This is a genomic window from Acinetobacter sp. UC24323 (assembly GCF_024151445.1).
In the GTDB taxonomy this organism is placed as follows: domain Bacteria; phylum Pseudomonadota; class Gammaproteobacteria; order Pseudomonadales; family Moraxellaceae; genus Acinetobacter; species Acinetobacter baumannii.
Map to the genome: position 1 here is coordinate 286,238 of NZ_JAHIBY010000001.1, position 25,188 is coordinate 311,425.

25 protein-coding genes are annotated in these 25,188 nt (G+C 37.4%); 14 read left to right on the forward strand and 11 right to left on the reverse strand.

Annotated elements, in window-relative coordinates:
• Window positions 1–65: 65 nt before the first annotated feature.
• Both KNQ97_RS01370 and putP read left to right on the forward strand, forming a co-directional pair.
• Window positions 66–773, forward strand: coding sequence for a Sir2 family NAD-dependent protein deacetylase (locus tag KNQ97_RS01370; RefSeq protein WP_109090480.1), 708 nt, complete (start codon window positions 66–68; stop codon window positions 771–773).
• Window positions 774–1,179: 406 nt separating this feature from the next.
• The gene (gene putP / locus KNQ97_RS01375; protein WP_000119795.1) at window positions 1,180–2,670 is read left to right on the forward strand and encodes a sodium/proline symporter PutP; all 1,491 of its coding nucleotides are present in this window, start codon (window positions 1,180–1,182) and stop codon (window positions 2,668–2,670) included.
• Between the two features lie 32 nt (window positions 2,671–2,702).
• On the opposite strand, the gene KNQ97_RS01380 is transcribed toward putP, so the two are convergent.
• Window positions 2,703–3,191, reverse strand: a complete 489-nt coding sequence (locus KNQ97_RS01380; RefSeq protein WP_001014233.1) for an Lrp/AsnC ligand binding domain-containing protein — start codon at window positions 3,189–3,191, stop codon at window positions 2,703–2,705.
• A gap of 124 nt (window positions 3,192–3,315) precedes the next feature.
• On the opposite strand from KNQ97_RS01380, the gene putA reads away from it, so the two are divergent.
• From putA to KNQ97_RS01400, 4 genes are all read left to right on the forward strand, one after another.
• Window positions 3,316–7,068: a trifunctional transcriptional regulator/proline dehydrogenase/L-glutamate gamma-semialdehyde dehydrogenase gene (gene putA / locus KNQ97_RS01385; RefSeq protein ID WP_253611690.1), complete on the forward strand. Its 3,753-nt coding sequence runs from the start codon at window positions 3,316–3,318 to the stop codon at window positions 7,066–7,068.
• A gap of 105 nt (window positions 7,069–7,173) precedes the next feature.
• Entirely contained in the window at window positions 7,174–7,647 is a 474-nt protein-coding gene (locus KNQ97_RS01390) for a GrpB family protein (protein WP_023896846.1), read from the forward strand.
• Window positions 7,648–7,750: 103 nt separating this feature from the next.
• Window positions 7,751–8,836 carry a tRNA (uridine(54)-C5)-methyltransferase TrmA gene (trmA, locus tag KNQ97_RS01395; RefSeq protein WP_253611691.1) on the forward strand — a complete coding sequence of 362 codons (1,086 nt, stop codon included), beginning with the start codon at window positions 7,751–7,753 and terminating at the stop codon, window positions 8,834–8,836.
• 248 nt (window positions 8,837–9,084) lie between these two features.
• A complete protein-coding gene (locus KNQ97_RS01400) occupies window positions 9,085–9,315 on the forward strand; it encodes a hypothetical protein (protein WP_000011679.1) in 231 nt (76 codons plus the stop codon).
• A gap of 35 nt (window positions 9,316–9,350) precedes the next feature.
• Here KNQ97_RS01400 and KNQ97_RS01405 read toward each other — a convergent pair whose 3' ends face one another.
• Window positions 9,351–10,097 carry a phosphodiester glycosidase family protein gene (locus KNQ97_RS01405; RefSeq protein ID WP_000699319.1) on the reverse strand — a complete coding sequence of 249 codons (747 nt, stop codon included), beginning with the start codon at window positions 10,095–10,097 and terminating at the stop codon, window positions 9,351–9,353.
• Window positions 10,098–10,283: 186 nt separating this feature from the next.
• On the opposite strand from KNQ97_RS01405, the gene KNQ97_RS01410 reads away from it, so the two are divergent.
• Entirely contained in the window at window positions 10,284–10,874 is a 591-nt protein-coding gene (locus KNQ97_RS01410; RefSeq protein WP_114225345.1) for a lecithin retinol acyltransferase family protein, read from the forward strand.
• A gap of 45 nt (window positions 10,875–10,919) precedes the next feature.
• On the opposite strand, the gene KNQ97_RS01415 is transcribed toward KNQ97_RS01410, so the two are convergent.
• Window positions 10,920–11,510 carry a YceI family protein gene (locus tag KNQ97_RS01415; protein ID WP_253611692.1) on the reverse strand — a complete coding sequence of 197 codons (591 nt, stop codon included), beginning with the start codon at window positions 11,508–11,510 and terminating at the stop codon, window positions 10,920–10,922.
• A 214-nt stretch (window positions 11,511–11,724) separates the two neighbouring features.
• Here KNQ97_RS01415 and KNQ97_RS01420 point away from each other — a divergent pair, with 214 nt between their 5' ends.
• A complete protein-coding gene (locus KNQ97_RS01420; protein ID WP_000248280.1) occupies window positions 11,725–12,132 on the forward strand; it encodes an OsmC family protein in 408 nt (135 codons plus the stop codon).
• A 53-nt stretch (window positions 12,133–12,185) separates the two neighbouring features.
• Here the strand turns inward: KNQ97_RS01420 and tkt are convergent, their stop codons facing one another.
• Window positions 12,186–14,174 carry a transketolase gene (gene tkt, locus KNQ97_RS01425; RefSeq protein WP_000211068.1) on the reverse strand — a complete coding sequence of 663 codons (1,989 nt, stop codon included), beginning with the start codon at window positions 14,172–14,174 and terminating at the stop codon, window positions 12,186–12,188.
• A 524-nt stretch (window positions 14,175–14,698) separates the two neighbouring features.
• Here tkt and metK point away from each other — a divergent pair.
• Entirely contained in the window at window positions 14,699–15,865 is a 1,167-nt protein-coding gene (metK, locus tag KNQ97_RS01430) for a methionine adenosyltransferase (RefSeq protein ID WP_253611693.1), read from the forward strand.
• Window positions 15,866–15,987: 122 nt separating this feature from the next.
• Here the strand turns inward: metK and KNQ97_RS01435 are convergent, their stop codons facing one another.
• Entirely contained in the window at window positions 15,988–16,236 is a 249-nt protein-coding gene (locus KNQ97_RS01435; protein ID WP_000966850.1) for a hypothetical protein, read from the reverse strand.
• Window positions 16,237–16,494: 258 nt separating this feature from the next.
• Here KNQ97_RS01435 and KNQ97_RS01440 point away from each other — a divergent pair, with 258 nt between their 5' ends.
• Entirely contained in the window at window positions 16,495–16,680 is a 186-nt protein-coding gene (locus KNQ97_RS01440; RefSeq protein ID WP_000192619.1) for a hypothetical protein, read from the forward strand.
• A 63-nt stretch (window positions 16,681–16,743) separates the two neighbouring features.
• Here the strand turns inward: KNQ97_RS01440 and KNQ97_RS01445 are convergent, their stop codons facing one another.
• Window positions 16,744–17,304 (reverse strand): FxsA family protein, encoded by a 561-nt coding sequence (locus KNQ97_RS01445; protein ID WP_001050729.1) that lies wholly within the window; start codon window positions 17,302–17,304, stop codon window positions 16,744–16,746.
• Window positions 17,305–17,702: 398 nt separating this feature from the next.
• Between KNQ97_RS01445 and blaOXA the strand changes: the two genes are divergently transcribed.
• A complete protein-coding gene (blaOXA, locus tag KNQ97_RS01450; protein ID WP_253611694.1) occupies window positions 17,703–18,527 on the forward strand; it encodes an OXA-51 family carbapenem-hydrolyzing class D beta-lactamase in 825 nt (274 codons plus the stop codon).
• 70 nt (window positions 18,528–18,597) lie between these two features.
• Here the strand turns inward: blaOXA and KNQ97_RS01455 are convergent, their stop codons facing one another.
• Together KNQ97_RS01455 and KNQ97_RS01460 are read right to left on the reverse strand one after the other, a co-directional pair.
• A complete protein-coding gene (locus KNQ97_RS01455; protein ID WP_001109745.1) occupies window positions 18,598–19,143 on the reverse strand; it encodes a GNAT family N-acetyltransferase in 546 nt (181 codons plus the stop codon).
• Window positions 19,140–19,733, reverse strand: coding sequence for a helix-turn-helix domain-containing protein (locus tag KNQ97_RS01460; protein ID WP_000340967.1), 594 nt, complete (start codon window positions 19,731–19,733; stop codon window positions 19,140–19,142). The genes KNQ97_RS01455 and KNQ97_RS01460 overlap by 4 nt, the downstream gene beginning before the upstream one ends.
• 229 nt (window positions 19,734–19,962) lie before the next feature.
• Here KNQ97_RS01460 and ruvC point away from each other — a divergent pair, with 229 nt between their 5' ends.
• Window positions 19,963–20,508, forward strand: coding sequence for a crossover junction endodeoxyribonuclease RuvC (gene ruvC, locus KNQ97_RS01465; protein ID WP_001128330.1), 546 nt, complete (start codon window positions 19,963–19,965; stop codon window positions 20,506–20,508).
• Between the two features lie 11 nt (window positions 20,509–20,519).
• Here the strand turns inward: ruvC and KNQ97_RS01470 are convergent, their stop codons facing one another.
• Window positions 20,520–21,980 (reverse strand): NAD(P)H-hydrate dehydratase, encoded by a 1,461-nt coding sequence (locus KNQ97_RS01470; protein WP_253611695.1) that lies wholly within the window; start codon window positions 21,978–21,980, stop codon window positions 20,520–20,522.
• A gap of 28 nt (window positions 21,981–22,008) precedes the next feature.
• Here KNQ97_RS01470 and queG point away from each other — a divergent pair, with 28 nt between their 5' ends.
• On the forward strand, window positions 22,009–23,097 hold the full coding sequence (queG, locus tag KNQ97_RS01475; protein WP_253611696.1) for a tRNA epoxyqueuosine(34) reductase QueG: 1,089 nt from the start codon (window positions 22,009–22,011) through the stop codon (window positions 23,095–23,097).
• Window positions 23,098–23,196: 99 nt separating this feature from the next.
• Entirely contained in the window at window positions 23,197–24,186 is a 990-nt protein-coding gene (gene bioB / locus KNQ97_RS01480) for a biotin synthase BioB (RefSeq protein WP_000175362.1), read from the forward strand.
• Between the two features lie 45 nt (window positions 24,187–24,231).
• Here bioB and KNQ97_RS01485 read toward each other — a convergent pair whose 3' ends face one another.
• Entirely contained in the window at window positions 24,232–24,444 is a 213-nt protein-coding gene (locus tag KNQ97_RS01485) for a hypothetical protein (RefSeq protein ID WP_000030993.1), read from the reverse strand.
• 63 nt (window positions 24,445–24,507) lie between these two features.
• Complete coding sequence (locus KNQ97_RS01490; protein ID WP_001061891.1) at window positions 24,508–24,858, reverse strand: hypothetical protein; 351 nt, start codon at window positions 24,856–24,858, stop codon at window positions 24,508–24,510.
• Window positions 24,859–25,188: the final 330 nt, after the last annotated feature.

A 25,188-nucleotide genomic window follows, 5' to 3' on the forward strand; every position in this document is an offset into this window, starting at 1 on the left:
AGTTTAGATTTAACTGGTTTTTTTATATATGTATAGATCAGATTTAAAAACCAAATTCATAATGGATCATTCATATGACAAAACTTGTGGTATTTTCCGGCGCCGGTATGAGTGCAGAAAGTGGAATTCGTACTTTCCGCGATAGTAATGGTCTCTGGGAAAATTATGATATACAACAAGTTGCGACTCCCGAAGCATGGGAAAGAAATCCAGCTTTAGTTCAACGCTTTTATAACGAACGTCGTAAAAATATTTTAGAAGCCCAGCCAAACGAAGCTCATCAATATATTGCTAAGCTACAAGACCATTATGATGTACAAGTCATTACACAAAATATTGATGATTTACATGAGCGTGCTGGGAGCCAAAATGTCTTACATCTACATGGCAATATTCGACTAGCGAAAAGTTCTGGGCCAGATGCACAATATACAACTCAATTTTATGAAGTTAATGGTTGGAAGCTCGATTTAGAACAGGACTTTTGTCCAAATGGCTACCCGCTTCGACCTCATGTCATTTGGTTTGGTGAAGCTGTACCTGCTTATGAAGAAGCAATTCATTTAGTACAAAGTGCTGATATTTTTATTGTAATCGGGTCGACATTAAGCGTATATCCAGTTGCCGCCTTGGTCCATGAGATTCCTCATTATGCCAAAGCGTATTATATAGATCCCCAAGCAGATCATTCTCGTGTTCCACCTCAATATAAATTATTAAATATGACGGCTACAGAAGGTATGCACGAGTTATTTCATCAATTGACGAGTTAATATTTCCTCTTTTGATATTCTTTTTTCTTATTAAAACCATTTTTTCGCGTAAAATTGATGAGAAATTATTCATCTAAATAATAACTTTTCTTAAAAGGCACCCTGTCATTACTATTTTTGTAACTAAAAAACTGAATTTAGCTCTTAGTTTTTTTATATTATTAGTTTTTTAATAAGTTTTGATATTATTTTAAATTTATAATTAATTGATTTCATTAAAATAAATATAATATGTAATCAAATTTACACTTGTTTACACAAAGATACATAAAATACATCACAAAGATAACAGAGCAAAAAAATTCTTTTATGGTTGAATCTCAACCTCTTGAAATGCCGTACAAGAAAACAGCGACCTGGATTAGGTTACAATCACGGATTATGGATATAAGGACACACATCCATTATGAGTTATTTTGATCCCACCCTCATCATGTTTATGGTGTACATCGTAGCAATGGTACTTATCGGCTTATTTGCCTACCGTGCTACAAGCGACTTCTCTGATTATATTCTTGGTGGTCGTAGTTTAGGCAGTTTCGTTACTGCATTATCCGCAGGCGCATCGGACATGAGTGGTTGGTTACTCATGGGCTTACCAGGAGCGATTTATCTTTCTGGTTTATCTGAAGCGTGGATTGCAATTGGTCTAATTATCGGTGCTTGGCTTAACTGGTTACTGGTTGCTGGTCGATTACGCGTTCATACTGAAATCCAAAATAATGCACTCACTCTGCCAGACTATTTTACAAGTCGATTTGATGACCAGAAAAAGATACTTCGTATTTTCTCTGCCGTTATTATCTTGGTTTTCTTCGCTATTTACTGTGCTTCAGGTATGGTAGCTGGTGCCCGTTTATTTGAAAATTTATTCGGTATGTCATATACCACCGCAATCTGGTTAAGTGCTATTGCAACAATCAGTTATGTTTGTATTGGTGGTTTCTTAGCAATTAGCTGGACTGATACTTTCCAAGCTGGCTTAATGATTTTTGCCCTCTTGCTCACCCCAATCGTGACTTACCTCGCAATTGGTGACACAACTCAGTTTGTGACGCTTATTGAAACTGCTCGTCCACATGCATTTAACATCATTTCTGATTTAAGTGTGGTGGCCGTTTTATCTTCCATGGCTTGGGGTTTAGGCTATTTTGGTCAACCGCATATCCTTGTACGTTTCATGGCTGCTGACTCTGTAAAATCAATTCCTGCTGCTCGCCGTATTGGTATGACCTGGATGATTTTATGTCTAGTCGGTGCTGTCGGTGCCGGTTTCTTTGGTATTGCTTACTTCCAGCAACACCCTGAACTTGCAGGTGTGGTAAGCAAAAACCCTGAAACTGTATTTATGGAATTGACTAAAATTTTATTCAATCCATGGATTGTCGGTATCATTCTAGCTGCTATTTTAGCTGCGGTTATGAGTACATTAAGCTGTCAGCTTTTGGTATGTTCAAGTGCACTAACTGAAGATTTGTACAAAGGCTTCATTCGTAAAAATGCATCTCAAAAAGAGCTTGTATGGGTTGGGCGTATCATGGTTCTTGCAATTGCCGTTCTAGCAATTGTGCTTGCGGGTAACCCTGACAGTAAAGTTCTTGGCCTTGTTGCTTATGCTTGGGCTGGTTTTGGTGCTGCATTTGGACCACTCATCATCTTGTCATTGTTCTGGAAACGTATGACTTTAGAAGGTGCTTTAGCAGGTATGATCGTAGGTGCTGTTGTTGTAATCGGTTGGAAAAACCTTTTCGCAAGCACTGGTGTTTACGAAATTATTCCAGGCTTTATCTGTGCATTTATCAGCATCATCGTAGTAAGCTTGATCAGCAAAGCGCCAAACTCTGATGTGACTGGTCGCTTTGAGCAAGCAGATAAACTCTATAAAGAAAGTACATAACTCATTGAAATAAATAAAGGGGCTTCGGCCCCTTATTTATTTTTAGTTTTGATTTTAATTTTTGAACTATCTTTCACAACTTGCATCACGGGATAACTACGAGTCTCTTTTACACCGGGTAATTGCCATAGCACTTGCCCTGCGATACGTCGAAACTCTTCCATACTTCCACTGCGTAATTTAATTAAAAAATCAAATCCCCCACTGACCATATGGCATTCAACGATTTCTGGATAGTGCACGACTGCGTCAATAAACTCATCTAAAACATTAGGTGTGGTTTTATCGAGTAAGACTTCAACAAAAACCAAAAAATTTGCATTTAACTTAACCGGATTTAATTTAGCTTCATAACCTAAGATGAATTCATCTTTGGTGAGCTTCTGCACTCGTGCCATAACTGCTGTTGGAGACAAATTGACGAGTTCAGCTAATTTGCTGTTGGAAATACGCCCATCTGTTTGAAGAATATCCAAAATTTTTAAATCGGTGCGATCAAGGCTTAATAATGGGCCATTCATCTGAATTTTCCTCTAAAAAATGGGCAAAATATAGTGAGTTATTCGGTGTTTCTTCTGTAATGATAAATTATCTAAACCTCTCTACTCAAGATGAGTTTACGAGAGCTGGTTGGCGGAAATAGATATGAACACAATGGATACTTTTCATCAAATGGATAAATCTCACCAAGGCTATATCACCGAATTCAACGATAAAAGTGAGTTTGAACAACGCATTAATACAGCTTGGCGACGTGCCGAACCTGAAGCTGTAGAAGAGCTATTACAAGCTGCTGCGGTATCTGATGATTTAGATCATAAAATTTATGACCTTGCATTTAACCTTGCCCATAATTTACGTGAACGCAAGACCTCTTCAGGTAAAGCAGGTATTGTTCAAGGGTTATTACAAGAATTTTCTCTTTCTTCACAAGAAGGCGTGGCTTTGATGTGTCTTGCTGAAGCTTTGCTTCGTATTCCAGACACAGCAACACGTGATTTGCTCATTCGCGATAAAATCAATCAAGGTAACTGGAAAGAACATGTTGGCCAAAGCAGCTTAATGTTTGTGAATGCTGCTGCATGGGGTCTCATGTTAACTGGTAAGCTTATGGAAACACCAAAGCAAACCAGTCTTTCAAGTGTACTTACTGGCCTTTTAGCACGTAGTGGCCGTGGCATTATCCGTAAAGCAGTTGACGTTGCAATGCGTATGATGGGTGAACAGTTTGTGACTGGTGAAACCATCGAAGAAGCTGTCGACCACGCAAAAGTACTTGAGGATAAAGGTTTCCGCTATTCTTATGACATGTTAGGTGAAGCTGCCTTAACCGACCATGACGCTGAACGCTACTTTAATGATTACACACAAGCTATTCATGCAATTGGTAAAGCGTCTAATGGTAAAGGCGTATATGATGGCCCAGGTATCTCAATTAAGCTTTCTGCTTTGCATCCACGTTACCAACGTGCGCAAATTGAACGTGTTCACAAAGAACTCTACGGCAAAGTATTTGAGCTCGCTCGTTTAGCTAAACAGTACAATATTGGTTTAAATATCGATGCAGAAGAATCAGAGCGTTTAGAAATTTCTCTTGAGTTACTTGAGCGTCTCTGTTTTGAGCCAGAACTTGCGAACTGGAAAGGCATTGGTTTCGTAATTCAAGCTTACCAAAAACGCTGCTTCTTTGTGGTTGATTATATTATTGACCTTGCTAAGCGTAGCCAAAAGCGTCTGATGATCCGTCTTGTAAAAGGCGCATATTGGGATAGCGAAATTAAGAAAGCACAAATCGAAGGTATGGATGACTACCCTGTCTTCACGCGTAAAGTTCATACTGATTTGTCTTATATCGCTTGTGCTAAAAAATTACTTGCAGCACCAGAATTTATTTATCCGCAATTTGCGACGCATAATGCTCAAACTTTAGCAACGATCTATCATTTAGCAGATCCAAGCAAATATTACGCTGGTCAATATGAGTTCCAATGCTTACATGGTATGGGCGAGCCGCTTTATGAACAAGTTGTTGGTCCACGTGAACAAAATAAATTAGGCGTGCCATGCCGTATTTATGCTCCGGTTGGTAACCACGAAACATTGTTAGCTTATTTAGTCCGTCGTTTACTTGAAAATGGCGCGAATACTTCATTTGTTAACCGTATTGCCGATAAAACTCTTAAAGTTGAAGATCTTATCCAGTCTCCAATTTATGATATTCGTAATGCAGCTAAACTTGAAGGTTCGGTTGGTTTAAAACATCCATCAATTCCACTACCTTTAGATATGTACGGAACGCTTCGTAAAAACTCTACAGGTTATGACTTAGCAAATGACACCCCACTTGCAGCTTTAGATAGCACAGCTCAAGAATTACGTAATCGTATTTGGCAAAGCCATCCGTTGTTGGCTAATGCTGATTCTTTAGAACAAGGTCATTCTGTTGCAATTACAAACCCAGCACAAAATGATGAAATTGTTGGTTATGTACAAGAAGCTGATCTTAAGCATGTCGAAATCGCTCTTACTGCAGCTGAACAAACCCAATCAGAATGGTCAAATACGCCTAAGGATCAACGCGCTCAATACTTAAAACACGCAGCTGACCTCATGGAAAGCCGTATTCAAGAGTTGATGGTATTACTTTGCCGTGAAAGTGGTAAAACTTATGCCAATGCGATTGCAGAAGTTCGTGAGGCTGTAGATTTCCTACGTTACTATGCAACCCAAGTTGAAAATCTTCCTGCAAATACAGTTATTCAGCCTTTAGGTACTGTACTTTGCATTAGCCCATGGAACTTCCCTCTTGCAATTTTCTCAGGTCAAATTGCTGCGGCATTAGTCAGTGGTAACTGTGTTATTGCTAAACCAGCTGAACAAACTCCATTGATCGCAGCCCAAGCAGTTCAGATTTTATGGGAAGCTGGTATTCCACATGGTGCTGTACAGCTACTTCCTGGCCGCGGTGAAACAGTAGGTGCTCAGCTCAGCCAAGATAGCCGTATCGATGGCATTATGTTTACTGGCTCGACTGAAGTTGCAAAAATTTTACAGAAGACCGTTGCAAAACGTTTATCTGAAAATGGTCAATCTATTCCACTCATTGCAGAGACTGGCGGTCAAAATGCAATGATCGTTGACTCATCTGCTTTAACTGAACAAGTTGTATTAGATGTTGTAAGTTCTGCTTTTGATAGCGCAGGTCAACGCTGCTCTGCTTTACGTATTTTATGTGTACAAGAAGACAGCGCTGCAACCGTTATTAAAATGCTTAAAGGTGCAATGCAACAGTTGATCGTAGGTAACCCTGCAATTTTAAAAACTGACATTGGTCCTGTTATTGATAATGAAGCAAAACAGACGATTGACCAACACATCCAGAAAATGAAATCGAAGGGTTATCCGGTACATCAATTGATGTTTGGTGCAACAAGCCAAACAGAATTAGATAAAGGAACTTTTGTTGTGCCAACAGCAATTGAACTTCCTAACCTTGATGACTTACAACGTGAAGTTTTTGGTCCGGTTTTACACATCATTACCTATAAGTATGGTGAACTTGAGCAACTCATCTCAAGAATTAATACGAAAGGTTATGGTTTAACCATGGGTCTGCATACCCGTATTGATGAAACCATCCAAACCGTAATTCAACATGCTGAAGTGGGTAATCTTTATATCAACCGTAATATTGTTGGTGCTGTTGTTGGCGTACAACCATTCGGTGGTGAAGGTTTATCTGGTACAGGTCCTAAAGCGGGTGGCCCTCTTTATATGTATCGCTTAATGCAGCATTGTTCTAACAAAGTATTAGCAACTCCATTTGCGGTAAAAAATGAGCAAACCGTTTTTGAAGGCTTTAACCGTGAGGTTTATCAAAGCTTACAAAACTGGGCAAAACAACATTTACCACAAGCAAACCGTGAAATTGAACCTTTTGGTGTTGGTAAGTTTTATGAGTTACAAGGCCCTACTGGGGAAAGTAACCAATATATTATTTTGCCGCGTCATCGTGTTCTTTCAATTGCTGATACAGAACAAGATCAATTGCATCAGTTACTTGCAATCTTTGCAGTTGGCAGCCAAGCTGCTGTAATGCCAAATAGTCCATTATTGGCAAAACATAAACAAACGTTGCCAAAAGATGTACTTGATGCGATTACAACCATTAAAAACATCACTACAGATGATTTTGATGCAGTTTTACATCATGGCAACCGCGAAGAGATCTTCTCATTACAGCAAGAAATTGCTAGCCGTTCTGGCGCAATTGTTGGTATTACTCATGTTGAACCAAATGAGTCGATTCCACTTGAACGTTTGGTAATTGAACGTGCAATTAGCGTAAATACAGCTGCGGCTGGCGGTAATGCAAGCTTAATGACAATGTCTGAATAATTAAGTAATTTTCTAAAAAGCCCAAATTACGATATTTGGGCTTTTTTGTTTAATAAAATAATCTATTCTTAAATATATAAATTTTATCAATTTGAGTTTTTAATAATGATTTTTTTTGAACCAGAACAATACCAACAAAGATGCACTCAGCTTTTTAGCTTATACCGAAAACAAATTTCCGCTCTGCTACCATCTGCCCAAATTGAGCATATAGGTTCATCTGCAATACCTAATGCATTCTCAAAAGGTGATTTAGACATTTATATTGAGGTTCTACCCGATCAATTTGAGTTTGCAATAGAACAGTTAAAAACGCTTAATTTTATAGAAAAGCAAAATACATTAAGAACAAATGAGCTTTGTATGCTCGAGTCACTCAACAACGATGATGTTGCCTTTCAAGTTGTAGTAACCGGTTCAATATTCACATTTTTCTTAACCTTTAGAGATAAGCTTATAGCTTCTCCAACATTAGTTAATGAATATAATCAATTAAAGTTACAGTCCACCCACTTAGATCATGACCAATATAGAGCAGTAAAATCTAATTTTATTGAACGCGTTTTAAGTCACTCCTAGTGTAAGTATTTTTTCTTTATGAATAACTAACTAAAATTGGCTCCTTTAAGCTCAATTTTTTGGTACCATTCACCATTTGATTCTGTCTAAATTTTCTTTGTCTATGACTTCTTCTTATCGTCAACAACTTCAAGCTAAAATTGATCGCATTACTACTCAATTTTCTGAATTTACACCGCCTACATTAGAAGTGTTTGAATCGCCTGAACAACATTTCCGTATGCGTGCTGAATTTCGTATCTGGCATACAGAAAATGATATGTTTTATGCCATGTTTGAACGTAATGACGATGGCAAGCAAAAAACCGTTGTACGCATAGGTGAGTTTCCTATTGCAGATAAAAGCATTAATGACTTAATGCCACTTCTTTTAGCAGAACTTAAGGCCAACTCTTTACTTTCTCAGCGTTTATTTGAAGTTGACTTTCTCGCAACTTTAAGCGGAGAAATGTTAGTTACCTTGATTTATCACCGTAAGCTTAATCAGGAATGGGAACAAGCAGCTAAAGCACTTGCTGAAAAATTAAATATTAAAATTATGGGCCGTAGCCGCGGCCAGAAAATTGTTATTGGCGATGACTTTGTTGTAGAAGAATTTGAACTTTTAAACCGTTCATTTAAATACAAACAAATCGAAAGTAGCTTTACGCAGCCTAATGCACAAGTTTGCAAAAAAATGCTGCAATGGGCATGTGATGCAGCTGAAGGATCAAAAAAACACCTATTAGAACTTTATTGTGGTAATGGTAATTTCACGCTTCCACTCTCTTTAAAATTTGAAAGAGTACTTGCGACTGAACTTGCAAAATCATCAGTTTATGCGGCGCAGTGGAATATCGAACAGAACCAGATTGATAATATTCAAGTAGCTCGCCTATCGGCTGAAGAGTTCACTCAAGCCTATCAAGGTGAACGTGAATTCCGCCGTCTACAAGAAGCAGATATTGATATTCAAAGCTACGACTTCGGTACGGTATTCGTTGATCCTCCACGCGCAGGAATTGACGATGAAACTTTAAAACTATTGCAGGGCTTTGAACGTATTATCTACATTTCATGCAACCCCGACACTTTATATGAAAATTTAAAAACGCTCACTCAAACTCATCGCGTTACTAAGTTTGCTTTATTTGATCAGTTCCCTTATACGCATCATGTAGAGTCTGGTGTCTTACTTGAGAAGATTTAAACAAAATTTTTCAATGTAACCCTATTTTATAAGGAGATAAAATATCTCCTTATTTTTCAAAGTCTTTTAATTAAGTATTTAAATTTAAAAAAAATATCAAGTCATCTATTCGTCATAATTTCGTTTAACTCGACCATTACTATCGAAAATTCTCTAGTTCAACTGGTGGATTTATCACATATAGAGTCTTGTATTTTAATTTATATTGGCTATATTTCGAGCTATGTTAGGTTGTATATGAAGGCTCTATGAGTTTTTGGCAAAAGCTGTTCTTGGCAGATCAACAGCATAACGAGCATAAAAACCAAACTGCTTGTGTTGAAAATGACTGCTCATGTAAAACTAATGAACAACTTCTAAGTGCGCTTGCGCAAGCGACTGATGAAGATGTCATTAAGGGAATCAAGAAAGTTCTTATTTCCCGTGGTTATAGCCGAAAAGAGTTAAATGAACTCACTCAAAAACCATCTATTCATTAATTAAAAAGCCAGTCTTGTACTGGCTTTTTTATATTTTACTTGGGTCTACAATCTGCCTGATCCACCCATCCAATAATAGGCCCCATATTAAATCTTTTATCATTTCGATTATTCTTGTGCAAATATAAACTAGAGATAGAACCGTCAAGGTATAGAGCTTGCTCGACTTCAAGATTTTTTTGGAAGAACTGAGCAAAACTATAGAAATTCACTCTATTTTTAGATATCACAAAATACAATTTATTATTTTTTATACCTACCCCATTACGTATTTTCTTTGAATCACTATTTGCTAGGAATAAGGGATTTATTTTGCCATTAATCACTAACATAGGGCCGGACTGCGTAGCATAATCGGGTTGAAAAACTTTTGCTTTATATTGTTCAGTTGTCAATATAACGGCTTGTTTGTCATTCCATGCTAAAACTCCATTAGGCTGCAAAAAGAAGTTTCCCCAGCCTTTATCTTCATTTAAAGGTTGGTTCTCTCGTCCGTTTTCAATATATAGTCCTACTGGAGAAAAACCGGAATGGAACATGCCTCCATTCATCGCAAAAGTAAGCTGTTCACATGCTTTAAGTTGATATTGAATATTGTCGAAACTTTTATAATATTGATGAGTTTGCGGATTTTTCAAAAATAAGCGTAATTGTTCTAAATTAGAAATTTCAATTACCTCAAACTGATCATCAGTAGTATTTCTAATCTGTCGATACTCTAGTGCTAAAGCGGATTGTGTAAAGATTATGAAGTTCACGATACACAGTACTAGTATTTTCATTAATGCCAAACCTTAGATGTCATTTTATTTTCATAAACACACTTTATTAAATAAAAAATGTTTGAAGTGATATATACCCGAAAGTCGCTTATTCCACCTAATCAATACACTAGAACACAACTATATTCGTTATAATAGTCACAGCTTTGTATAAAAGTGATTAAACTTTATTGGATCAGCGTGAATATGCAACAAACAAATAAACGCTACCCTTTAGGGGCTCATCTTATTGTAAAACATCTCGGCTATAGCCATCATGGTATCTATGCTGGGAGAGGTCGAGTTATTCATTATTCGGGCCTCGCACATTTCATCAAAAAACGGCCCATTGAAATCACTTCCCTAGATGCCTTTTCTCATGGCAAGAAAATTCATGTACGTTCTTACGATGCACCACGCTACAGAGGAAAAGTTGTTGTACGACGTATGCGTTCACGTATGCATGAAAACCATTATCATTTGATTATTAATAATTGTGAGCATTTATGCAGTTGGGCGATTACTGGTATCGAAAGTAGTACTCAAGTTGAGCGTATGATGCATCGTTTAACCACCATTGGTTACGTGAGTTCAATCATGAGCTATATGAATGGCATGATGCTAACCGTAGCAACCACCTGCTTTGCTCTTGTTCTTTATATTAAAAAGAAATTACGTGATCAGGCAAAAATGAATATTCCGACTTATCAATTTCTAAGAGAAAAAGCCGAAAAAAGAAATATAGCCCCAACCTCACCTTTAGTCTTTATAGAACCAGATAAAAAAGAAACTATCTAATTAAAAAAGTCCTCAAGTTGAGGACTTTTTTAGAAAACTTACAACTTATTTTTTAGCTGCACTAGCCGCAGTTGCTTCAGTTGTAATGTTTACAGTGATCTTATCACCCACGTTTGGTACATAGTTACCTAAACCAAAGTCAGAGCGATTGAACGAAGTTGTCGCGTTAAAACCAATCGCTGGAACTTTTGCCATTGGGTGCTCGCCTTGCTTATTTAAGACAGCATCAAGTACAACTGGCTTAGTGATACCTTTAACAGTCAAATCACCAGTAATTTTAAAATGTTTTTTATCTTTAGTTTCTACTTTCGTACTTTTGAAAGTAATGTTTGGGTATTTAGCCGCATTAAACCAAGCTTCTTCTTGGAACTCTTTATCTAAAGCAGGTACGTTTGTATTCACACTGCTTAAAGGAATGGTCACATTTACAGATGAGTTTGCTGGTTTAGCATTATCAACTTTAATTACACCTTGGATGTCCGAGAAGTTAGCACTTGGAGTTGAAAAGCCGAAGTGATTCCACGAGAAAACAGTAGCTGTGTGTGTTGGATCAATTTTATAGTCCACTGGTGCAGCTAATGTAACTGTACTTGCCAATGTTACTGCTAAACCGAAGCTTAATGTTTTAAGATGCATTTTTCGTATCCTTTATTGATATAGTCGTTAGTGTATACATCAAGTAATTTAATTCACTATTCTTTATAAAACGATATGTTTCATCCATGCAACAATAAAAGCGTTACAGTTGTTATTCAAAAACCATATTATAAAGTATAGGTATTCTTCTATTCGAAGCTTTCAGATCTATTAATTTTTACTACGATTTTATTGATAAATAACAAGGTAAAACATGGTTAACACTGCCCAAGCACAAAGTACTTCAATTCCTTATCGAGTAACACTTACCGATCCTTCGGGTCATCAATGGTTTGCAGATGAACCCACCGACAAAGGTGGACAAGATACAGCTCCAAATCCGGTTCAGCTTTTATTATCGGCTTTAGGAGCTTGCACTACAATTACACTAGAAATGTATGCAAATCACAAAGGCATCAAAATTGAGCATGTACAAGTTGATTTAGCATTAAATCCAAATGGTGATCCAGAAGCAGGTCAAAATAATATTGAGCGTAAAATTACTCTAAAAGGTGAATTTACTGAGGATCAGCATAAAAGATTATTAAAAGTTGCTGAAAACTGCCCTATTCATAAGCTTTTAACTTCTAATATTACGATCCAAACTGAACTTAACATTTAAATAGCCCATAAAAAAGCGCCCCAATCGGGACGCTTTTTATTCTGCTCAAAAGATTAAGCAGTTAACTCTTTTACCGCAGCAACTACAGCCTCAGTTGTAATACCGAAGAATTGGAACAAGTCTTTTGCTGGTGCTGACTCACCATAAGTTGTCATACCAATTACTTTGCCATCAAGACCAACAAACTTCCACCAGTAGTCAACGTGAGCAGCTTCTACAGCAACACGTGCACGAATGTGAGCTGGTAATACTGCTTCACGATATGCAGCATCTTGTTTCATGAACTCTTCTGCACATGGCATAGAAACAACACGAACACCTTCAAGTTGAGCATAAGCTTCCATTGCTAAAGAAACTTCTGAACCAGTAGCAATAATAATTGCTTTCAACTCACCTTTCTCTTGAGCAAGAACATAACCACCTTTTGCTGCATTCTGGATTTGCTCTTCAGTACGCGTTTGGAATGGTAAGTTTTGACGAGAGAAAATAAGTGCTGTAGGTCCATCTTTACGCTCTAAAGCAGATTTCCACGCAATCGCTGTTTCTACAGTATCAGCAGGACGCCAAGTATTTAAGTTTGGTGTGCCACGTAAAGAAGCAATTTGTTCAATTGGTTGGTGTGTTGGACCATCTTCACCTAAACCGATTGAGTCATGTGTATACACATGAATCACGCGCTGTTTCATTAATGCAGACATACGTACCGCATTACGTGCATATTCCATAAACATTAAGAACGTTGCAACGTAAGGAATGAAGCCGCCATGCAATGCAACACCGTTAGCGATTGCAGTCATACCGAACTCGCGTACACCATAATACACGTAGTTACCAGCCGGGTTTTCTTGAACGCCTTGGCAACCTTTCCAAAGTGTTAAGTTAGAACCTGCCAAGTCCGCAGAACCACCTAATAATTCAGGTAATAAAGGACCAAATGCTTGTAATGTGTTTTGGCTCGCTTTACGAGTTGCTACAGTTTCAGCTTTAGCATTTGTTTCACGAATAAATGCATCTGCTTGAGCTGAAAATTCTGCTGGTAAGTCACCGCTAATACGACGAAGTAACTCAGCTGCTTCCGTTGGATATTTTGCTTGGTATTGAGCAAATACTTCATTCCAAGCTGCTTCAGCTTCATTACCTTTTGCTTTAGCATCCCATGCAGCATATACATCAGCAGGAATAACAAATGCTTCTTCAGTCCAACCTAAAGCTTCACGAGTTAAGGTAATTTCATCTTTACCAAGTGGTGCACCGTGACAGTCTTCTTTACCTTGCTTGTTTGGAGAACCTAAGCCAATAATTGTTTTACAAATAATAATCGTTGGTTTTTGAGTTTCTGCTTTAGCTTCAACTGTTGCTTGACGAATCGCATCAGCATCGTGGCCATCTACACGAAGAACTTGCCAACCATAAGACTTGAAACGCTCTTCAGTGTCATCACTGAACCAGCCTTCTACTTCACCATCAATCGAAATGCCGTTGTCATCATAATAAGCAATCAATTTACCAAGCTGTAAAGTACCTGCTAAAGAACATACTTCATGAGAAATACCTTCCATTAAACAGCCATCACCTAAGAAACAATAGGTGAAGTGATCAACTACTTTTAAGTCATCTTTATTGAACTGAGCAGCTAAAGTTTTTTCTGCTAATGCAAAACCAACAGCGTTCGCAATACCTTGACCCAAAGGACCTGTCGTTGTTTCAATCCCTGGAGCGTAACCATATTCAGGATGACCAGGAGTTTTTGAGTGCAATTGACGGAATTGTTTTAAATCTTCAATTGAAAGATCATAACCTGTTAAATGAAGCAAAGCATATTGCAACATTGAACCATGGCCATTTGATAAAACAAAACGGTCACGGTTTGCCCATTGTGGATTATTTGGGTTGTGATTTAAAAACTCGCGCCAGACGACATCAGCAATATCTGCCATCCCCATTGGAGCACCCGGATGCCCTGAGTTTGCCTGTTGCACAGCATCCATTGCCAATACACGAATTGCGTTTGCAATACGACGTTCGTTTAAAGGGGTCGTCATAGATCAGAATCCAATTTTAATAGATTGATGAAAAGAAGAAGATGAATAACCATTCAATGCCGCTATATTGTCTTAAAAAAACGCCTAGGGGTAAACCCCAACACTGTATATTTCTTTATTTTTAACTATTTCTTGGTTACTCAAAAAACATTTAGATTCTTAAGCTGTGTAAAACAATAGTATTTATGCTTATTTCTATGCTCAACGATTGTAAGCTTCTTCCTCTTAATCAGCATATAGAGTTGTATTTATTTTCTTTATTTATAGCTTTTCACTTCATAGTCTAAATTTTCTTGGTTAATATTTAACAAAATCAAATGCTTAAAATTTAAACACTTTATTAAAACTCTAATATAAAAATGATTAATTTTCATCTATCTATATCAATTTCCCTGATACACATATCAATTAAAACATAGTAGAAATGAAAGAAATTCATGCTTTTTAGTCAGTATGAACTGGTCCTCAAGCTCAAGTCGATGTAACATATTATGTCTTTTTGAAATAACCAAGATAGGACTTTCATGCGCGAGTACGCTGTTTTTACCTCGGAATCTGTAAGCGAAGGTCATCCCGATAAAATGGCCGACCAAATTAGCGACGCTATTTTGGATGCAATCTTAAAAGAAGACCCATACGCACGTGTTGCTTGTGAAACACTGGTAAAAACAGGCGCTGTTGTACTTGCAGGTGAAATCACAACAACTGCGAATATTGATGTAGAAGCTGTTGTTCGCCAAACTGTTAACGGTATCGGCTATCACCATTCAGATTTAGGCTTTGATGGTTCAACTTGTGCTGTAATCAACATGATTGGTAAACAATCACCAGAGATTGCACAAGGTGTAGACCGACAAAAACCTGAAGATCAAGGTGCTGGAGACCAAGGTTTAATGTTTGGTTATGCAAGTCGTGAAACCGACGTGCTTATGCCAGCCCCTATTTCTTATGCTCACCGTTTAATGGAACGCCAAGCTGAACTTCGTCGTTCAGGCGCATTACCATGGTTACGTCCAGATGCAAAAAGTCAGGTAACTTTTGCTTATGAAAATGGCAAACCTGTACGTTTAGACGCAGTAGTACTTTCTACACAGCATGATCCTGAAATTACTCAAACTCAGCTTAAAGAAGCTGTAATTGAAGAAATCATTAAACCGATCATTCCTGCTGAAATGTTCCATGCAGCAACTAAATTCCACATTAACCCGACTGGTATGTTTGTTATTGGTGGACCTGTGGGTGACTGTGGTTTAACTGGCCGTAAAATCATCGTTGATACTTATGGCGGTATGGCTCGTCACGGCGGTGGTGCATTCTCTGGTAAAGATCCATCTAAAGTAGACCGCTCAGCTGCGTATGCTGGTCGTTATGTAGCTAAAAATATTGTTGCTGCTGGTCTTGCGGACAAATGTGAAATTCAGGTGAGTTATGCAATTGGTGTTGCAGAGCCAACTTCTATTTCGATCAATACTTTTGGTACTGCAAAAGTTTCTGATGAGTTAATTATCCAGTTAGTACGTGAACATTTCGATTTACGTCCGTTTGGTATTACTCGCATGCTTAACTTAATTCAACCTATGTATAAACAAACAGCTGCTTACGGCCACTTTGGTCGTGAAGGTTCAAATACTGCATTTACATGGGAAAAAGCCGATAAAGTTGAAGCACTTAAAGATGCCGCAGGCCTTTAAGCTGATTATATTAAAAGCCCGCTCTTCAGCGGGCTTTTTTATTATTTTTGTATTTGATTAAAATTAAACAACAGCCCCTTCAACATACATTATTAAAGGCATGTAGTGAGTATTAAGCAATATTATTGTTTTGTGCTCTTATCACCTTCATTTAATACATCTAACAGAGTCGATTGCACAGGTGTATCTTGATGATTCTGGATATAAAGATGAACAACTTTGAATACGACAACAACTGCTAGACAAGCCATCACACAAAACATCCATAGGCCATATGGACTACGAATATGGTGTGAACCGCAATATGGACATGATTTATCAGTTGATGCCACAACTTTGTCGCAACAAGCACAATGATATTGATATAGCATAGGTAACCCTCCTTCCCTCACTTCAACCGTTGTTGTTTTAATAGGTTTGCTACATTTTTAAATTTATACATCCTTTATATTTATCCTATGTGAAATGAAAAGATAATTCAATCTGAATGAACAATCCGTTCAAATTTCAAATATTTAATTTATACAAAGAGATAGACTAAATATTATTTTTTTAGCACTATTTTTCTTATTTTGATATTTTGTTGAATTTGTTAAAATAGGAATATATTTTATTTTCTAGGCGAATTTATGACACAGCTCATTAATAAAGGTGGCTTTCGTGAAAGAGCCAATAGAAGCCGAAAATATCAACAATCTGAAAACAAGCAAGTAGCTCTGCCTTCAAACAAGTATCAACCTCAAACTAAGCTCCAAGATAATCAAAATGAGATGATTCAAGCAAAAGCAGATATTTCTGAAACTTCAGATGATTAATTGTTATAAATTAAAAAGGGCCTAATTCTTTTAGATTTAGACCCTTTTTGTATAATAGATTAATTAATCTTTATTTTTATGCTCAATTTTCTTGTGGTCTGGAGTAACTTCTCTCGCTTCGCCATCAATAATACTAGAATCATGATATTGGCTACCACCACCTTGTTGATTCTGCATATCCTGCATTTGACGCATTAAATCTGCAAATGGGTTTTGACCAGCACCTGCACCACCCATGCCGCCCATCATTTTGTTCATCATGGCTTGCTGACGTTTTGCGAGTGTTCTCATTGCAATATTACGAAACGCAGTTTGCACGCCCGGAATAAGAATTAAGAGCGCTAATACATCCGATACCAAACCTGGCAACATTAATAAAAAACCAGCAAAAGCATAAGCTAATTTTTTAGTCACAGTCGGATCATTACCCAATTGTCCAGTCATCTGCATTTGTTGTAGTTGCGGCATAATACCAGCCGTACTATTACGAATAAGCGTTAGACCAATAAAGAAAGCAATAATGAACCAGAAAAACACATACCATCCACTGATGAACTGTGCTACGCCAATCCATACGGCAATTTCAACAATCGCGCCCAGAACCACAATAAGAAGTAAATTCATGTAAAACTTTATCTATCTCAAAAAGAAAATTCATTGCAGTTGTTACTACTTAACTAAACTTATCCATTTTTCATTTGAAATCATGGATTAAATTTAGTTGCGAAGCTTAGACAATGTTTTTGTTGTAACCTAAAATCATAGCTAAACTAAGGTTCTGCAATACTATAAATAAGACTGATTCTAACTTAATAAAACAGTCATACTCTATTATTAATGAGTGCTATATCAACTTTATCAAGTGTTTTTTCTACAAGATTGCAATTTTTTCATGAATTGGCCGATGCTTTTATCTATTAGCAGCTTTTCTATAAAATTTAACTTACATTTTTGATATCTAATAATTGATCTACTCAAGTTACATTAATTAGCTAAACTTCAAATTCAATCTTATAAGTCTTATGAACATTAAAGCCCTCTTACTTATAACAAGCGCTATTTTTATTTCAGCCTGCTCACCTTATATAGTGTCTGCTAATCCAAATCACAGTGCTTCAAAATCTGATGAAAAAGCAGAGAAAATTAAAAATTTATTTAACGAAGCACACACTACGGGTGTTTTAGTTATCCAACAAGGCCAAACTCAACAAAGCTATGGTAATGATCTTGCTCGTGCTTCGACCGAGTATGTACCTGCTTCGACCTTCAAAATGCTTAATGCTTTGATCGGCCTTGAGCACCATAAGGCAACCACCACAGAAATATTTAAGTGGGACGGGCAAAAAAGGCTGTTCCCAGAATGGGAAAAGGACATGACCCTAGGTGATGCTATAAAAGCTTCCGCTATTCCGGTTTATCAAGATTTAGCTCGTCGTATTGGACTTGAACTCATGTCTAAGGAAGTGAAGCGTGTTGGTTATGGCAATGCAGATATCGGTACCCAAGTCGATAATTTTTGGCTGGTGGGTCCTTTAAAAATTACTCCTCAGCAAGAGGCACAGTTTGCTTACAAGCTAGCTAATAAAACGCTTCCATTTAGCCCAAAAGTCCAAGATGAAGTGCAATCCATGTTATTCATAGAAGAAAAGAATGGAAATAAAATATACGCAAAAAGTGGTTGGGGATGGGATGTAGACCCACAAGTAGGCTGGTTAACTGGATGGGTTGTTCAGCCTCAAGGGAATATTGTAGCGTTCTCCCTTAACTTAGAAATGAAAAAAGGAATACCTAGCTCTGTTCGAAAAGAGATTACTTATAAAAGTTTAGAACAATTAGGTATTTTATAGAGTTAGTTTATAGCCCGGTTCACTTTTACCATTTTGATCTGGGCCATTGCCTATTTTCAAAACTGATAATCTATCCATCCACTGGTTCAAATGGAGTATTCAAAATTAATTGGTAAAAAGCAGCGTCAAGCCATTGCCCAAATTTAAAGCCCACTTGTTTAAAAGTACCAGCGTGGGTAAAGCCCATTTTCTCATGAAGGCCTATACTGGCTTGATTTGTCGCATCAATACAACCAATGAGCACATGAAATTGAGCCTGTTGAGCTCGTTGAATTAACGCTTGCATTAAAACTTTACTTAGACCACAGCCGCGATGTTCATGATGAATATAGATACTATGCTCAACCGTATATTTATAAGCTGGAAACGCTCTAAATGTTCCCCAACTGGCAAATCCTAATAACTTACCTGACTCATCTACTACCCCAATGACAGGGAAACCATTTTCTCTTTTTACCGAAAACCATGTTTTCATTGAATCAAGTGAACGGGGAACATAGTCATACAATGCGGTAGAGTTAACAATCGCATCATTTAGAATTTCTAATATTGCTACCGCATGCTCTGCTTCATTACAATCAATTAAACGGAAATTAGAATCGAGGGAATAGTTCATAAAGATTCCTTAAGAGCGGGCACCAGTTGATTAGAAACGACTAAAATATAACGAGCAACTTGAGCTGAATGATTACTGTATATGACAGGTTGATCTAATTGCATTGCCAAGCAATCCCCTTGACCTAATGCATAAGAAGTTTCACCTAATTGAATTTCAATTTTCCCTTCAACGACCCAAAGCTGCTGCTGTACCACTCTAGAGCTTTCATTAGTTTCATAAGTAATTCGAGAATGAGGCGGAAATTCAATTTCAACCATCTGAAAGGGTAATTTTAAGTTCGGAGGTGAAACTGTACGGCGTATATAGCCAGTTTCCGGATCTCGCCACTCAGCTTGTTCATTCCGACGAATAAGCGGTTGAGATGATGAATTCCCTACTTCATTCGTAAAAATTTGAGTTAAAGGTACTTCAAGACCATTTGCTAGTTTTTCAAGAACAACTGCCGTAGGGCTCGTTTCTCCTCTTTCAATTAAAGAAATAGCTGAACGGCTAACTTGGCAACGGGCAGCTAACACATCTAAAGTATATCCACGTGCTAAACGCAGCTCTCGTATTCGATGCGCAATCCTTATATTGATATCATCCATTAAAGAAGCTCAATTCCATCATTATAGATAAGTATTCCATTAAAATAGAATTACATCAAATGATTTCAAACTCTTCCTTGTGAATATATGGAAAATTAGGTGGACAATATAAATCTTTAGGATTAAAAACCGAAAAATAACCATTCATAGCAGCATTCTTTAAATTACTCATGCAGAACCGATTTGGCTATGTAACAATACCCTCTAAACTATTTAAGTAAGTCTTCACATGCCATTGATTATTGGAATTGATCCAGGTTCACGCTTAACAGGTTACGGAATCATTGAAAAAGATGGTAGTAAACTACGTTTTGTTGATGCCGGTACAATCCGAACGGAAACTCAAGAGATGCCAGAGCGCTTGAAGCGTATTTTTGCTGGTGTTGAACGAATTGTGAAATTTCATGGTCCTACTGAAGCTGCGGTCGAGCAAGTCTTTATGGCACAGAACCCCGACTCTGCCTTAAAACTTGGTCAAGCCCGTGGAGCTGCTATAGCCGCTTTAGTGAATTTAGATTTACAAGTTGCAGAATATACTGCACGCCAGATTAAACAGTCTGTAGTGGGATATGGTGCTGCCGATAAAGAACAAGTACAAATGATGGTGATGCGTTTACTTAACCTGACCATTAAACCTCAAGCCGATGCAGCCGATGCTCTTGCTGCTGCAATTTGTCATGCCCACGCTTCAGGAAGTATGAGCAAACTAACCGTCTTGAATGCCTTAGGTGGTATGGCTCGTGGACGAAGTCGCTCTAGTAGCCGTAGACGCTAAAGTTTTATTGTTTATTGATTTACTACTTGAGTAATTGCTTGATTCATCTCATAAGCTTGTAAACCGCGCATGCCTTGTTTGGCAAGTTGGTCACCTGCCTGAGCATGGAGAGTTACGATCTCATGTAGGGTAACTGCTTTGTGGAACTGGGCTTTTAAGCTTGCAATCATGCCCGCCAACACATCTCCCATTCCACCAGTTCCCATACCTGCATTACCTTGCGTACAAATATACAAGTTATCTTCTAAAATTAAGCTGCCTGCTCCTTTAAGCACCCACTGGCCTGCATATTTTTGCTGCAACGCATAAATCGCAGCAATTCTGTCATTTTCAATTTGCCAAGTAGAACAACCAAGTAATGTAGCGGCCTCCCCCGGATGAGGTGTTGCATAAATATGTAAACTCAATTTTTCAGGCTGCTTTGCGAGAAACCATAGGGCATCTGCATCTAATACAACTTCTAAATGTGAAGTCTGATTTAAATAATTAAACCACTGTTGATAGATTTGGTGTGCCCACTCATCACGGCCTAATCCCATTCCGAAACATACTGCATCAACCTGAGATAAAATTTCTTTAATACCGTTTTCATCGAAATCATTAATATCACGAAGCATAATATTAGGAGCTCGCGACAAAATAGCCTGATGGTGGTTGCTATGACAAACCACTGTCACTTTGCCTGCACCCGCATGAAAAGCAGCTTCAGCAGCCATAATAACAGCCCCACCCATTTGCTCATGTCCACCTATCACCAAAACATGCCCATAACTTCCTTTATGTCCAAAAGCCAAACGTTTAGGAAGTTTGATATGTGTTGGCGTCAAGTAAGCAAGAGGTTTCAGCTCTTGGTCTATTGGTATTAAATTAATTAAATGAATTTGTCCTGCATATTCTTTGCCTTGGCCTGTAAATAATCCTGCTTTAAGCCCTAAAACAGTAAATGTATGATCAGCCCGTATTGCACAAGATAAGGTAGAGCCAGTATTTGCATGTAAACCACTTGGTATATCAATCGAAATTTTTAGCCCAGCTTGCCCATTAAATTGTTGAATAGCGTGTTGCCAATAACCGTTTAATTCACGGTTTAAACCAATCCCAAACAACGCATCAATATGGCAATCAAAGGTTTTACTCACCTCAAAACCTTGGTGAACCTGAACATCATTTTTTTTCGCAAAATCGACAGCATGGTGTAAATCAGTTGATTCACCCAAATCAGCCGCAAATATTTCAACCTGAAACCCAGCTTTTTTGAGATAGCTTGCTATAAAATAGCCATCACCAGCGTTATTGCTCTGTCCGCACCAAACAGCAATATTCTTAAAATTTTGTTTTTGAAAAAGTACAATAAGTTGTTGAGTGATTGACCAAGCTGCTTGTTGCATTAAGCCTAATGAGGAGTTTTGCGCAGCAAACCAACGTTGCTCCCATGCCTGGATATCTTGGCTATGGTAAACTACCGCCTGCATATTCTTATCCTCTTGCATTTTTCGGTTTATGACATCTTCCAACACATCACGCATTGCAGTGCAACAAATTGATCCACATGAATTAAAAGCATGGATCAAAGCTCAAGCATTAGACTTGGGTTTTGCTGATTGTGTCATTGCCAAACCAGATGCTCAAGAGCAAATGCCACGTTTTTTAGAATACCTTGAACGTGGTTATCATGCAGATATGATCTATTTAGAAGAAAATCTGGAAAAGCGAGCAGATCCAACTTTATTGGTGCCAGGAACAAAAAGTATTATTTGCGTACGTATGAATTATTTGGTGGAATCGCCAAAACCACGATATGTACCTTTCGAACCAAACTCTGCGATTATTGCCCGTTATGCTCGTGGTCGTGATTACCATAAGGTGATGCGTGGCAGATTAAAAACGTTAGCCACACGTATCCGTGAAAAAGTGGGAGATTTTGAATCTCGCCCTTTTGCAGACTCGGCACCTATTTTTGAGAAATCATTAGCTGAAAGTGCTGGGATGGGCTGGACAGGTAAACATACTTTACTCATTCATAAAAAGTCAGGTTCATTCTTTGTCTTAGGTGAACTATTTACATCACTTGACTTACCTTTTGATGAACCTGCTACTTCTCACTGCGGTTCTTGTAGTGCGTGTATTGATATTTGCCCGACACAAGCGATTGTCGAACCTTATATGTTAGATGCTAGACGCTGTATCGCTTATCTCACCATCGAATATAAAGGAATCATTGCAGAAGAATTACGTGCAGGCATTGGTAACCGGATATTTGGTTGTGATGACTGCCAATTAATTTGCCCGTGGAATAGTTTTGCTAAAACAGCGTCTATTCCCGATTTCAATCCTAGACATGGTTTAGATAATATTAGTCTGCTTGATATTTGGCAGTGGGACGAAGCTACTTTTTTAGCCAATACAGAAGGCAGCCCAATACGACGTACAGGTTATCAATCCTTCAAACGTAATATTGCTATCGGTTTAGGTAACGCACCGTACTCAAAAGAAATTGTAGATCAGCTAAACAAAGGCAAAAGTTTACATGACGAAATCGTCAATGTGCATATTGATTGGGCAATTGAACAGCAACTTAATCAACTTTAGCTATCAAATTAAAAAAATGATGTTTTTTGCCCTATAGCTTTAATACGAATTCTGTATGATTATGTACAGTGAATTAATGCCATCATCATGGATATGACAATGACTCTACGTAATGATTGGACTCGTGAAGAAATCCAAGCTCTATATGAACAACCTTTTTTGGATTTAGTTTTTAAGGCTCAACAAGTACACCGTGAGCACTTCACTGCCAATACAATTCAGGTCAGCACCCTTTTATCTATTAAAACGGGTAAATGTCCTGAAGATTGCAAATATTGCTCTCAATCTGCACATTACGATTCAAAATTAGAAGCAGAAAAACGTATTGCTGTTGAAAAAGTAATTAGCGAAGCAAAAGCTGCAAAAGATTCAGGTTCATCTCGTTTTTGTATGGGTGCTGCTTGGCGTAACCCTCATGAGCGTGATATGCCTTATGTTTTAGAAATGGTACGTGAAGTTAAAGCACTAGGTATGGAAACCTGTATGACTTTAGGTATGCTTAATCAATCACAAGCAGAACGCCTAAAAGATGCTGGTTTAGACTATTACAACCATAACCTTGATACATCTCGCGAGTATTATTCCCACATCATCAGCACACGTACTTTTGATGATCGTTTGAATACTTTAGATTATGTACGTCAAGCTGGTATGAAAGTATGTAGTGGCGGTATTGTTGGTTTAGGTGAAAGCCGTGAAGATCGCATTGGTTTGTTACATGAATTAGCAACCTTGCCTATTCATCCAGAATCTGTGCCAATCAACATGCTTGTTCCAATTGAAGGTACACCATTAGCTGATGTTGAAAAACTAGATGTTATTGAATGGATTCGTACTATTGCGGTAGCACGTATCATTATGCCGCATAGTTATATTCGTTTATCTGCTGGTCGTGAATCATTAAGTGACTCAGATCAAGCTTTAGCATTTATGGCGGGTGCAAATTCTCTGTTCTCTGGTGATAAATTACTTACGACGCCAAATACAGGTGAAGGTAAAGACCAAGCGTTATTTAATAAATTAGGGTTAACAGCTGAAAAGCCAAAACCAACTGTTTCTGATTTATCAGTAGATGCGATGAGTGCTTAACCTCATAAAAATTGAAAAGCCCTGATCATTCAGGGCTTTTTTCATTTATACAGAAGTGACTAATATTCCATAAGTAGCATTCAGAAAGGTTCCAACTCGAATAATATCCCTACCTGCCGCATGGGTAACCGATAATTCTTGGCTCAATACATCAAAGTGAAAAGTTTCAAAAACATCTTGATGGTGTAAGAGCCAAGTCACTGTATCTGCTATATTATCATCTGCAATATAAGTTAAGGCTTTAAAGTCTTTACTCATAAATAACTCTTAAAAATAAATTTTATGAATTTTATATGAGTTCATTCTACCTTAAAAGAAAATCTAAGCAGCCTTCGGATTCACTAATGAACGCCCCGACAATAAGCTTGTTAACGCTTTAGGTGAAAACTCTAAAGAAAGTACATGATTCTTTAAATTGATTGAGTGGCTACTAATCAATGGTAAAAGGCCCTCTTCTGTTTCTAAAACATACTCATCCGCAATGTTTAGAATACCTTCTAGATTTGTTGTGCTAGAGGCTAGATCGTGGCTAAAGACATCATAAATTGTTTGTAAATTAAACGTCGTGTTCTGTTCAGTAGGATGTTTGAGTAAATAGTCTTTTAAAAACAAGACTAATTTATGAGCAAAGAAAAAATAATTCGGTTTATACGTGTATTTCATGTTGTTCATGGAACCAAACTCCAGATGATCTTTTATTGAATTACAACTAAAACACTAGGAATTAAACCTTAAAATTTTCTTAAAAAAATAAATATATTTACACGATATATAAAAATTAATTTTAATAATAAAAATCAACCAGTTAATTTATCCAAAAATATATAATTTATATAAAATTACAATAAAAAAATCAATTCTTAAAAATTAAAAAACTTAAATGAAAATTATTATCAAATTAATTCAAATAAAATAATTTCATGATATTTTACCATATGGTATAAATTAAAATAAAAACCGCATTTATCAATAAAAAATAACCAATCAAAATACATAAAAATA

Excerpts from the sequence above, each read along its gene's own strand:
- putP (WP_000119795.1), top strand. The coding sequence starts at position 1,180 with ATGAGTTATTTTGATCCCACCCTCATCATGTTTATGGTGTACATCGTA.
- KNQ97_RS01380 (WP_001014233.1), bottom strand. The coding sequence starts at position 3,191 with ATGAATGGCCCATTATTAAGCCTTGATCGCACCGATTTAAAAATTTTG.
- putA (WP_253611690.1), top strand. The coding sequence starts at position 3,316 with ATGAACACAATGGATACTTTTCATCAAATGGATAAATCTCACCAAGGC.
- KNQ97_RS01390 (WP_023896846.1), top strand. The coding sequence starts at position 7,174 with ATGATTTTTTTTGAACCAGAACAATACCAACAAAGATGCACTCAGCTT.
- trmA (WP_253611691.1), top strand. The coding sequence starts at position 7,751 with ATGACTTCTTCTTATCGTCAACAACTTCAAGCTAAAATTGATCGCATT.
- KNQ97_RS01400 (WP_000011679.1), top strand. The coding sequence starts at position 9,085 with ATGAGTTTTTGGCAAAAGCTGTTCTTGGCAGATCAACAGCATAACGAG.
- KNQ97_RS01405 (WP_000699319.1), bottom strand. The coding sequence starts at position 10,097 with ATGAAAATACTAGTACTGTGTATCGTGAACTTCATAATCTTTACACAA.
- KNQ97_RS01410 (WP_114225345.1), top strand. The coding sequence starts at position 10,284 with ATGCAACAAACAAATAAACGCTACCCTTTAGGGGCTCATCTTATTGTA.
- KNQ97_RS01415 (WP_253611692.1), bottom strand. The coding sequence starts at position 11,510 with ATGCATCTTAAAACATTAAGCTTCGGTTTAGCAGTAACATTGGCAAGT.
- KNQ97_RS01420 (WP_000248280.1), top strand. The coding sequence starts at position 11,725 with ATGGTTAACACTGCCCAAGCACAAAGTACTTCAATTCCTTATCGAGTA.
- tkt (WP_000211068.1), bottom strand. The coding sequence starts at position 14,174 with ATGACGACCCCTTTAAACGAACGTCGTATTGCAAACGCAATTCGTGTA.
- metK (WP_253611693.1), top strand. The coding sequence starts at position 14,699 with ATGCGCGAGTACGCTGTTTTTACCTCGGAATCTGTAAGCGAAGGTCAT.
- KNQ97_RS01435 (WP_000966850.1), bottom strand. The coding sequence starts at position 16,236 with ATGCTATATCAATATCATTGTGCTTGTTGCGACAAAGTTGTGGCATCA.
- KNQ97_RS01440 (WP_000192619.1), top strand. The coding sequence starts at position 16,495 with ATGACACAGCTCATTAATAAAGGTGGCTTTCGTGAAAGAGCCAATAGA.
- KNQ97_RS01445 (WP_001050729.1), bottom strand. The coding sequence starts at position 17,304 with ATGAATTTACTTCTTATTGTGGTTCTGGGCGCGATTGTTGAAATTGCC.
- blaOXA (WP_253611694.1), top strand. The coding sequence starts at position 17,703 with ATGAACATTAAAGCCCTCTTACTTATAACAAGCGCTATTTTTATTTCA.
- KNQ97_RS01455 (WP_001109745.1), bottom strand. The coding sequence starts at position 19,143 with ATGAACTATTCCCTCGATTCTAATTTCCGTTTAATTGATTGTAATGAA.
- KNQ97_RS01460 (WP_000340967.1), bottom strand. The coding sequence starts at position 19,733 with ATGGATGATATCAATATAAGGATTGCGCATCGAATACGAGAGCTGCGT.
- ruvC (WP_001128330.1), top strand. The coding sequence starts at position 19,963 with ATGCCATTGATTATTGGAATTGATCCAGGTTCACGCTTAACAGGTTAC.
- KNQ97_RS01470 (WP_253611695.1), bottom strand. The coding sequence starts at position 21,980 with ATGCAGGCGGTAGTTTACCATAGCCAAGATATCCAGGCATGGGAGCAA.
- queG (WP_253611696.1), top strand. The coding sequence starts at position 22,009 with ATGACATCTTCCAACACATCACGCATTGCAGTGCAACAAATTGATCCA.
- bioB (WP_000175362.1), top strand. The coding sequence starts at position 23,197 with ATGACTCTACGTAATGATTGGACTCGTGAAGAAATCCAAGCTCTATAT.
- KNQ97_RS01485 (WP_000030993.1), bottom strand. The coding sequence starts at position 24,444 with ATGAGTAAAGACTTTAAAGCCTTAACTTATATTGCAGATGATAATATA.
- KNQ97_RS01490 (WP_001061891.1), bottom strand. The coding sequence starts at position 24,858 with ATGAACAACATGAAATACACGTATAAACCGAATTATTTTTTCTTTGCT.